The following is a 10449-nucleotide window of genomic DNA, read 5'->3' as shown; positions in this document are numbered from 1 at the left end:
ATGCGGCGCGCTGCGCGCCCCGCACAGGCTAAAGCCTTTAAAAAGAGGGAGTGCCGCGCACAACGCGACACTCCCCTAGCGATTCAAGAGAATCTATTAGGCCTCGAGAGCCTTCTTGGCGATGGTAGCCAGCTCGTTGAAGGACTCGATGTCCTCGTAAGCCATCTGAGCCAGGACCTTGCGGTCGAGCTCGATGCCGGCAACCTTCAGGCCGTGCATGAACTGAGAGTAAGAGATGTCGTTCAGGCGAGCAGCAGCGTTGATACGAGTGATCCAGAGAGAACGGATCTCGCGCTTCTTGTTGCGGCGATCACGATACTGATACTGCAGGGAGTGCTGGACCTGCTCTTTAGCATGCTTGTAAGTACGCGAAGCGGCACCATAGTAACCCTTCGCACGGTGCATAACGGTACGGCGCTTCTTCTTGGCGGCAACAGCGCGCTTAATACGTGCCATGTTCTATCAACTCCTAGACGGTAAAACGAAAAACGGGAACGCGAACTTAGGCGAGACGCGACTTGATGACCTTGCGGTCGGCAGCGGCGATCTCGGTCTCCTGACGGAAGCCACGCTTACGCTTGGTGGACTTCTTGCTCAGGATGTGGCTCTTGAAAGCCTTGGCGCGCATAAGCTTGCCGGTACCAGTCTTGCGGAAACGCTTCTTGGTGCCGCTGTGGGACTTCATCTTAGGCATGAAATACTCCTTAATCGGTTACAGAACACTAGTTACTTGGTATCGCTTGCCGCTTTATCCTCATCGAAGGCGCCCTTAATCGGGGCGAGCAGCATAAGCATGTTACGGCCTTCCATCTTAGGCTTGGACTCGACCGTAGCGTAAGGCTTGAGATCCTCGGCGAGACGCTCGAGAACGTTAAGGCCCTGCTCCGGGTGAGCCATCTCACGGCCGCGGAACATGATGGTGATCTTAACGCGTGCGCCCTTCTTGAGGAAACGCAGAACGTGGCCCTTCTTGGTCTCGTAGTCGCCAACGTCAATCTTGGGTCGGAACTTCATTTCCTTGACCTCGACCTTGGACTGGTTCTTACGAGCAGCCTTGGCCTTCATGGCCTGCTGGTACTTGAACTTACCGTAGTCCATGACCTTGCAGACCGGCGGCTCCGCGTTGGGAGCGATCTCGACCAGGTCGAGACCCTGATCGTCAGCGACGCGCTGGGCATCGCGGATGGCGAACAGGCCGAGCTGTGAGCCATCGACGCCAATCAAACGGCACGAAGATGCAGTGATCTCGTCGTTGATGCGGGTGTCATCAGACTTAGCTATTTTCCCTACCTCCATTCATAAAAAAATAACCCGGCGCTTCTCAGCAACCAGGTCGTACACATAGACATCCTCGATTTGAGGAAATAAATCTAAGTTGTATGACCAGTCAGCTGCTCATTGGCGCCAAAAGGTGGGAACCCTCGGGTTCCTCTTTAGGGCATTGCGGGAACAACGCCTTGGCGATAATAACACGTACAGCGCGTTATCACATTACGTACACGAAAAAGGGGCCTTGACCCCCTTGAACACTCGCTTGCATGAATGGTGCCCGAGGCGAGACTCGAACTCGCACGTTGTTGCCAACGGTGGATTTTGAGTCCACTGCGTCTGCCAATTCCGCCACTCGGGCACGTAATGCGTGAGTTAGTTTATCACAGCTTTCTGCTGATTAGTCCGAAAATGGAACTTCGAGCATTTCGATGAGCTCGACCGAACGGAGCATCTCGCGCCGGCGGCACCCACGACCGTCAACCGAGGCTTCGCCCATCTGGTTATCGTAGGGGTCCTCGCGCATACCGTCGAAGACGGGTTCAAACCCTGCCTGGAACCGGGAATTTGCCACCATACGCCACGGGTCGAGATTGCCAAAGTAGTGACGGCGACGCCACTCCTCCCCCATCCTGCGAGCAGAAGATCCGAATGACACGTCGGCGTTGAGCCAACCGCTCTGCGGCGTATAGAACTCTGCCCAGTCATGCGGCCCCACCGAGTCGGGCGCAACGTACAGGCCGCTCTGCCAACGAGCAGGCACGCCCGCGATACGGCACATGGTGATAAACGTGAGCGCCATTACGCCACAATCGCCGCGAAGCGAATGCGCGCAGTCATCGGCAATAGATCCCAAAAGCAAGTACGGCGGCTGATAGCGATAGTCGATGTACTGCGTCAGGTAATCATAGATAGCACGGGCGCGATCGAGCGGATCCTCGAGCCCGTCAATGACACGGGCTGTCAGCTGCTGTAGATACGGCGTGAATGCAATGTGCGGACGGTCCTCGGAAATATCCTCGGGCAGAGGCGCGTCCATACGCGGATGCGCCGGAAGCGCACCCCCATAGATATCGTGATAAGCGGCATCGATTTGATAACGATAGGTCACTGAGAACGAGCGATCAGTCGAGGAGACCCACGAGGCAGTACGCGCCGAGGCGCTCGCAGGAGCAATGGCCCCCTCCGGCGTCATGTCGAGAATCTCGACCCGAGACTGCTGACGGCAGGCAGCCGCGACGGGAAGCCAAGCGCAAACGGCCTCCCCTTCCAGAGCGCCGGGGACAGACACGGACGCTTTAAGCGTAATGACGCGAGCCAATCCGTTTTGTGACTCCATCTCCTTGAGCATCTCGTTGCGCAGTGCTATTCCGTCCGTAGAATCAGGCCGCATGCCGGGAACCTCTTTGGGATATACGCGAAGCGAATCGAGGAAGTTGTCGAGAACGAACAGCTCACCATCGATAAAGCGCCAGTCAATACGCTTACGATTAATCAGGTCATCAAACTGCTCTTCGGTAAACTCTGGCCACTCCTCGCGAATCATCGCAATGGCCCGATCACGCGACACCGAAAAATGAAGCGGCGTCTCGAGCATGCGATACCGCTCTGCACGAACACAAGCAGCCAGCGAAGGCTCAGGGTTCTGCTCCAAAAGGCGATCGCAGGCAGCAACAGCCTGCGTCAAATACCCGGCGTCCTTAAGACGAAGAATCTCGGGCGGCAGTCCAACATCGAGATGACGAAAGTCATCACAGCAAACATCAACAGAGCAACCAACAGGACCCTCGTCAATAACCTTCCCATCCGAAGGCAGTACATTAATAACAGCCATACCAAAACTCCAAGTCATTAGAACTCTTGAAGTCCATTGTAGCGAGATAAAAAAGAAAGCCCCAATAAGAGAGCCATCAACACCGCTGAACGGTACCTCTAAAAATGAATTCAGATTCGTAACCCTGCGGCGTTAAACAAAGGAAGCCCCGTCCCCCGGAACTGTTTCCTTAGCGCGACTTCTGGCAAAGCCAGGTGAGCGCAAAGGAAACAGTGTAGGGGGACGGGGCTTCCGGCGGGAAGTTTAGCGACGCTTACGCCTTGTTGACGGAGCCAAACTCCTCCATGAGCTCCTTGGTGCGGGCAACGATGTTGTCGCGACCAGGCTTGAGGAGCTTGCGGGGGTCAAAGCCCTTGCCCTGCTGATCCTTGCCAGCCTCGATGTACTCGCGGACGCCCTTGGCGAAGACGAGCTGCAGGTCGGTGTTGACGTTGATCTTGGAGATGCCCAGGGAAATGGCCTTCTTGATCTGATCCTCGGGGATGCCGGTGCCACCGTGCAGGACGAGGGGCAGGTCGCCGGTCTGAGCCTTGATCTCGCCCAGACGCTCGAAGGAAAGGCCAGCCCAGTCGGCGGGATACACGCCGTGGATGTTGCCGATGCCGCAGGCGAGGAAGTCGACGCCCAGGTCAGCGATCTGCTTGCACTCAGCAGGATCAGCGAGCTCGCCGCTGGAGGTCACGCCGTCCTCGGTGCCGCCGATGCCGCCGACCTCGGCCTCGATGGACATGCCCTTGGAGTGGGCAAGCTCAACGAGCTCCTTGGTGCGGTCGAGGTTAAGCTGGAAGGTCTCCTCGTGAGAGCCGTCATACATGATGGACGTGAAGCCGGCCTCGATGCATTTGAAGCAGTCCTCGTAAGAACCGTGATCGAGGTGAAGGGCGACGGGAACGGTAACGCCCGTGGCCTCGACGGCAGCCTTGACCATGTCGGCGCAGACCTTGAAACCGCCCATCCACTTAGCGGCACCAGCGGTGCACTGAAGGATCAGCGGAGACTTGGCCTCCTCGGCGGCCTGGAGAATAGCCAGGGTCCACTCGAGGTTGTTGGTGTTGAAGGCACCGAGACCGTACTTGCCGGCCTCAGCCTTCTTGAGCATGTCTGCTGCGTTGACGAGCATAAAAGAAACCTCCTGTAAGGTTGCTCCGATAACGCCTGAGATTTTACCACGGCGTACCCGAGCATAAACGTTCGTTTGTTCACGAATATCGTCCAAACAGACTTTTTTTGACCGTTTGCCCTACGGAATTGACCCGTTGGGGAAAAATAGCTTGACGTTTGGACGCTTCTCGTGCTTCAAAAGCCGACTATTAAGCTACATCTGCATGAACGGGTTCTGCATGAGCTCGCGTGCCATGGTGGTCGAATCGCCATGGCCCGTTAAGCAAACGGTATCGGGCGGGAGAAGCCGGGCGAGCTTGGAGAGCGAGCGCAGAATCGCTGCCTCGTCGCCGCCGGCAAGATCGGTGCGGCCGTGGCTACCGGGGAATAGTGTGTCGCCAACAAAGGCAACGTTGCCGTTTTCGGCTGCCGCAAAGAGCACGACGCCGCCCGGGGTATGGCCGGGAACCTCGATGACCTGCAGGCGGCAATCTCCCACCGCGACTGAATCCCCTTCGGAAAGCAGACGCGTCGGCTCGCCGGGGCTGGGCGCATCAATCCCCCACATGCTTCGTTGCTCGGCGATGTTTTTTGCGGGCACCTCGCCATCTTTGGCCGGAAGCGCGTACAGGGCACCCCCGTCGAGCGCCGCGCGCACGCCGGCAACGCCACCCACATGGTCGGCGTGTCCATGGGTGCAAACCGCACCCAAAAGCTCATCCGCCGGATGCGCCTGTTTGAAGTGCTCAACCAGACGCTCACCATCCCATGCGGGGTCGACCACGACCCACTTGCCCGCCGAGCCCACAAAGTAGCTGTTGGTCTCGATAGGGCCGTTGACCACGCATTCGATCGAAAGCGATCCGGATGGCGTCAAATCCAGCTCGAGCGTTTTCATATGCACCGCCTTATCTCACAAGAAAACAGGGAGCCCCGGCAACTCCGGGACTCCCTGTAGTTTCACATATGTTGACGGCGTTATCTTGTGAAATGTCAGCTCTCGTTTTATGCCGCGAGGTCTTTCGCATCGAGCATGCCGTTGATGCCGAGCTGCGTTTTGCGCGCGACCTCGGTGACGGCCGCACGGGCATCCATGAGGACCTTGGCGAGGTTGGCCTCGTTGGGGTTCTTGTCATGCGCGGCGGCGACGGCACGGATGTAGGCCTGACGCAGGTCGCTCGCGATGTTGATCTTGACCATGCCGTACTGCTTCATCGCGGCAATGGTCTCGAACGGGATGCCGGAGCCGCCATGGAGCACAAGTGGGCAGGGGCAGACCGCGGCAATCTTGGCAAGGTGATCAAGGTCGATCTTGGGCGTGTCCTCCAGGCCGTGGACGTTGCCGATAGAGACGGCGAGCGTGTCGCAACCCACGCGCTCTACGTACTCGGCCACCTCCGCGGGGTCGGTCTTGCAATCCGCCTCGGAGACGTGGTCGTCCTCCTTGCCGCGGATGGCGCCGAGCTCGGCCTCGACCGAGACCCCGCTCGCATGGCAGTAATCCACGGCGCGGCGGCTGAAACGGACGTTCTCCTCGAAAGGCAGGGCGGCGCCGTCGATCATGACGGAGGTGAAGCCGGCCTCCACGGCGCGGCGCACGTCGTCGAGCGTCTTGCCGTGGTCGAGGTGGAGCGCCATGGGAACGGTGTAGTCGTGGATGGCGCGATGGGCAACCTCGGAGATGTAGTCGTAGCCGGTAAGTTTTACGTTGGTCGGTGCAATCTGAATGATACCGGGCATGCCGTTGGCCTCGAAGGCGTCCATGATGGCGAGTGTCATCTCCATGTTGGTGGTGTTGAACGCCGGGAGCATCACGTCTCCCTTCTTGGCGATCTCGATGAGGGTGTTCATATCGACGAGGGGCATAGTGGCTTCCTTCCACTCATCCGCCGGCAAGCCGGCGGTCTTTATAAACAGGTATGGGGATAATCAGAGGTCGTACTCAGAGGGGATGCTTTTGAGCGCCTCACGGATATGCAAGTACCTTTTGTACTTCCTGTCATGGTTGTCAGCAGCGGCACCAGGTTCAAACACGGCACCAAAGCTCACGACCTCGGGCTCAGGGCATCCGAGCGCCCCGGTAAGGGCAAGCACTGCGGCCCCAACAGCAGCACCGCTTGGTCCCTCGACGCGCTGAATCGGGCATTTGAGGACATCCGCCAAGACCTGGAGCCAGGTCGAAGACCGAGCGCCTCCACCCACGGCAAGCAAGGGCTCGTGCCCGTCGAGTGGGATGGCCATCTCGGACGCAAGCTGACGGAAGCCGTATGCGATGCCCTCCATGACCGCAAGGTCGAGGTCCGCCCGAGACCTCTCGGGCGTCAAGCCGATAAATGCGCCGCGCAGGGACGGATCGGCAAAGAGGGTCTTCTCGCCCGTCATATGCGGGAAAAACAGAAGCTCGCCTGTTCCCGCCCGAGAAGCATCGGCCTGGCCGTCGACACCGTCATACGACGAGGCCTGCAAGATGCGCTCGATAAGCCAAGAACGCGTGGAGCCGCAGGATTGAATCGCACCCTGAACCAGGCAGCGAACGTCCTTGCCGTCCGCGGAGAACAGAATGTTCTTGCCACGTGCGGAAAAATCGGGGGCATCGCGACGCGCCATGAGAACGCCGGAGGTGCCGAGCGAAATGACGGTTCGTCCCTGCACGAGGCATCCCGTCGTGACGGCGGCCGCCGGGTTATCGCCCGTGCCGTGAACGACCGGGATCCCGGCGGGGATCCCGAGCTCTTTGGCAAGCCCGTCATCCACGTGCCCGGCAACCTGAGCGGCTCCGCGCACAGGCGGCAGGATACTCGGTGGGATCCCTAGGGAAACACAAGCGCGCTCCGACCACGCTCGCTCCTCGAGGTTGAAGAGCGAAGATGTCGAGGCCTCGCAATAATCGGTCTCAACGGACCCGGTAAGCTTGAAAACGATCCAGTCGGGCCCAATCAAAAAGCGGTCAAGCTTTGCAAATGGCGCCGGCTCCTGGGTTTTAAGCCATACGAGGTTTGCCGCCGGGCTCCCCGTGCTCACCAAACGCGCAAGATAGTCCTCTCCCGCCGCATTGAGGCGCGCACGAACCCGCGGAACCAAATCGGCCGTGCGCACGTCGTTCCACATGAGGGCAGGACGCACCGGCGCGCCCTCCGCATCAAGCGGCACGAGCGTATGCATCTGGCCGGTTACGCCAATGGCAGAGATTTCGCCGTCGACCCTTGAGGCAACCTCGGCGACAGCAGCCTTGCTTGCCCCCCACCAAAGCGCAGGGTCAATCTCGCGCCAGCCCGGCTGCGGGCTCGATATCTCATAGGACTTTGATGCTTCCGCCACGACCGAGCTTCCGCACAATGCGGCGACCTTGACCGAGGAGGTACCGAGATCGATGCCTAAGACAACCGGCGCTCCCGAAGCACTCGAGCCGCCCATCGTTACCACTCGCCAAACTTCACGACGACCTTGTAGGTATCGGGGCGGCACGCCGTGTCCATAGCCGACTGGAAATCCGTGTAATCAAACACGCCCTCAAGCACGGGAAGCGGGTCGATAATACCCTTGTCGATGAGCTGAACGGCTTCGTAGTACGCACGAACCGTGGGGCTCACGGCACCGGTCACCGTCTTTTGGAAGGTATGGAGTGCGCTTACGTCGACAGGGATGTTCTCGCGCGGATGAATCGAGCTGAACATCATGCAGGTTCCGCAGGGGGCCATCATGTCAATGGCCTGGACAGCGATTTTGGGATGGGCGCACGTGTTGAACACGAAATCGGCACCCTGACCACGGGTGAGCTCGCGCACGCGCTCCACGGGATCGGACTCCATAGGGTCGATGGCGGCGTATGCGCCCAGTTTGAGTGCAAGCTCCCGGCGCTCCACCAAAGGCTCGCTCACGATAACGCGCGCACCCTTACGGACCAAAAGCATCACATGCAGAAGGCCCATCGTGCCACCGCCCACAACTGCCACGTCCTGGCCAAAGCGGATATCGCAGCGATTGATGCTGTTGACGCAACAGGCGAGGGGCTCGGTAAAGGCCATCTTGGTAAAGTCGGTCTCTTCCTCATAGGCGATCAGATCGTCAGCCTTTGCCGTGATGTACTCTGCAAAGCCGCAATAGCCCGAGATGCCATCGGGGTTGTGGAAAACCTTGCTCTCAAGATGATCCAGGCAGATATTCTCATTGCCCGTCTTGCACAGGTTGCACTCGTGACAATCCTCGATGATATAGGAGACCACGTTCTGGCCCACCTGAAAGTGCTTGGGATTGACAGCGTCGCCCATCTTGACGATGGTTCCGCAATACTCATGACCGCCGATACGCGGATAGGAGTAGCTACAGTCGCCATGGTAGTCGCGCACATCGTTGGTGCAGATACCCGACGCTTTGATCGCGATGAGCACCTCGTCAGCCGCCGGTTCAGGCGTGGGGAGCTCGGTCAGGCGGACATCGCCCGGTTTATGCATGAGCATGGCTTTCATGGTTGATCTCCTTTATGGTTGGACGTTTTTTGACAGCACTCCCCCAGTGTCCTGATGGACACTTTTTGGAAGCGATTTGGTTTTGGGTGGATTGGGAAAAGCGGAAATGCTTCCGCAGATTGCGTTCTAAACGAACGTGAGGATGCCGGTCAGGCCGCAGACGATGCCGATAACGATGATGAGACCGATAATCTTGATGGACGACCAGCGATGCTTGAGTAGCGCGTAGATACCCATCGTCGCCGCAAGCGGCAAGATCTTGGGCATGATGGTGTCAAACAGGTCGGCCTGAAGGTTAAACGCCGTGCCCGCACTCGAAAACTCGATGCCGCAGGTAACCGAAACATAATTGACGATCAGGCCGCCCATGACCATGCAGCCCATGATCGAGGCGCCCTTGAGAATGCGGCTGAGCGTGCCCTTCTCCAAGAAATCGACCACGGCCTCCGACCCCGCGCGATAGCCAAACATAAAGTTGGCGTACGAAAGGGCAAATGCAGCCAGGAGGATAAGCACCGCGTACAGAATGGCTCCCCAGATGTTACCGCCGCCCATACGGGTCAGGTCGATGCAGATTCCCAGGAGGATCGGGATGACGACGCCCTGCCAGATGGTGTCGCCCACGCCAGCAAGAGGACCCATGAGCGAGGTCTTGATGTTGGTGATGAACTCGTTGGGGATGGGGGCGCCTTGGGCCTTTTCCTCTTCCATGGCGATTGCCATGCCGAGGATGCACGAGCCAAACTCAACATGCACGTTGAAGAACTCGCTCTCTCGCTTCATGAGCTCGCGCTGCTTCTCGGGGTCGTCCTTATAGAGCTCCTTCACCACGGGAACGAAGGTGTGGGCAGCAGCCTGGCCCATCATGCGCTCGTAGTTATAGCAGGTCTGGGGGAACATCTCCCAAATTAACCAAGAGCGCTTGAGCGAACGCTTGGAGACAAGGCCGCCTTTGCGGGCAAGGCCGTCCTCAGTCTTTTTGGTATCGGAAGCCATTTAAAACTCCTCCTCATCGTCTTCGATAGCGGGGGCTGCGGCCTGAGCCTCACTCTTGGCGGAGAGCTGAACATAGACCACGGCGGTGATAAGCGCGATAACGCCCAGGGGAAGAAGGCCGAGGCCCGAATACACTGCAAGGACAAATCCGAGGAACAGGAATACGATCGCCTCGCCCTTGAAGATGTATTGGAGCGTGATAGCAATGCCGAGGGCGGGCATGAGGCCACCGATGACCTGGAACACCGTGAGGACGGGGCCCGACATCATGTCAATAAACGACTGAATGTACGCCGCGCCAAAATATGCCGCGACCGTGCAGGGGATCACCGTGATGACAAAGGCAAAGACCTGGGGAAGCGCCACGTTAGCGATCCAGATGCGATCGAATTTACCCTGCTCGATAAAGCCGTCGGCCATATGGACGAAAACCGAGTCAAAGGTCATGCGCAGATACCAGACGATGGTGCCAAGAATGCCGATGGGCACGGCAAGGGCAAGTGCGGTCTCGGCAGAAAGGCCACCCGTGATGGCATAGGCCGTACCGAGGATGCCCGCAAGCGCCATATCGGCCGGCATCGAGCCACCCGCAGAGATAAAGCCCAGATATACCAGGTTGATGGTACCGCCGGTAACAGCTCCGGCAACCGGATCGCCCAGGATGCAACCGGCGATAAGGCCGCAGACGAGCGGGCGCTGCACCGACCAAAGGCCTACAAACGGAAGGTTGCCCACGGCGAGCCAATACAGCACGCCCAAAAGAAGGGCTTGGATGATGGTCAT

The 10449-nt window shown here is 58.7% G+C and carries 11 protein-coding genes and 1 tRNA gene; all 12 read right to left on the bottom strand.

Features of this window, described 5'->3' with window-relative positions:
• Positions 1–96 precede the first annotated feature (96 nt).
• Positions 97–456, bottom strand: a complete 360-nt coding sequence (gene rplT, locus DW211_RS05445) for a 50S ribosomal protein L20 (protein WP_006234421.1) — start codon at positions 454–456, stop codon at positions 97–99.
• 46 nt (positions 457–502) lie between these two features.
• A complete protein-coding gene (gene rpmI / locus DW211_RS05440) occupies positions 503–694 on the bottom strand; it encodes a 50S ribosomal protein L35 (protein WP_006234422.1) in 192 nt (63 codons plus the stop codon).
• A 32-nt stretch (positions 695–726) separates the two neighbouring features.
• Positions 727–1296 carry a translation initiation factor IF-3 gene (infC, locus tag DW211_RS05435; RefSeq protein ID WP_006234423.1) on the bottom strand — a complete coding sequence of 190 codons (570 nt, stop codon included), beginning with the start codon at positions 1294–1296 and terminating at the stop codon, positions 727–729.
• Between the two features lie 247 nt (positions 1297–1543).
• A tRNA-Leu gene (locus tag DW211_RS05430) sits at positions 1544–1630 on the bottom strand.
• Positions 1631–1669: 39 nt separating this feature from the next.
• Positions 1670–3103 carry a transglutaminase-like domain-containing protein gene (locus DW211_RS05425; protein ID WP_118259709.1) on the bottom strand — a complete coding sequence of 478 codons (1434 nt, stop codon included), beginning with the start codon at positions 3101–3103 and terminating at the stop codon, positions 1670–1672.
• Between the two features lie 253 nt (positions 3104–3356).
• Entirely contained in the window at positions 3357–4223 is an 867-nt protein-coding gene (gene fba / locus DW211_RS05420; RefSeq protein WP_035137086.1) for a class II fructose-1,6-bisphosphate aldolase, read from the bottom strand.
• A gap of 195 nt (positions 4224–4418) precedes the next feature.
• Entirely contained in the window at positions 4419–5102 is a 684-nt protein-coding gene (locus DW211_RS05415) for an MBL fold metallo-hydrolase (protein WP_118259707.1), read from the bottom strand.
• 107 nt (positions 5103–5209) lie between these two features.
• Positions 5210–6070: a class II aldolase gene (locus DW211_RS05410; protein ID WP_118259706.1), complete on the bottom strand. Its 861-nt coding sequence runs from the start codon at positions 6068–6070 to the stop codon at positions 5210–5212.
• Positions 6071–6133: 63 nt separating this feature from the next.
• On the bottom strand, positions 6134–7618 hold the full coding sequence (locus DW211_RS05405) for a xylulokinase (protein WP_118259704.1): 1485 nt from the start codon (positions 7616–7618) through the stop codon (positions 6134–6136).
• Between the two features lie 2 nt (positions 7619–7620).
• The gene (locus DW211_RS05400) at positions 7621–8670 is read right to left on the bottom strand and encodes a zinc-binding dehydrogenase (protein ID WP_118259703.1); all 1050 of its coding nucleotides are present in this window, start codon (positions 8668–8670) and stop codon (positions 7621–7623) included.
• 126 nt (positions 8671–8796) lie between these two features.
• Entirely contained in the window at positions 8797–9666 is an 870-nt protein-coding gene (locus DW211_RS05395) for a PTS system mannose/fructose/sorbose family transporter subunit IID (protein WP_118259701.1), read from the bottom strand.
• On the bottom strand, positions 9667–10449 hold the full coding sequence (locus tag DW211_RS05390; RefSeq protein ID WP_118259700.1) for a PTS sugar transporter subunit IIC: 783 nt from the start codon (positions 10447–10449) through the stop codon (positions 9667–9669).

It is taken from the genome of Collinsella sp. AM18-10, from assembly GCF_003471585.1.
GTDB lineage: Bacteria > Actinomycetota > Coriobacteriia > Coriobacteriales > Coriobacteriaceae > Collinsella.
Note: the sequence above shows the minus strand (reverse complement) of the source record. Positions and strands in the feature narration are given on the sequence as shown.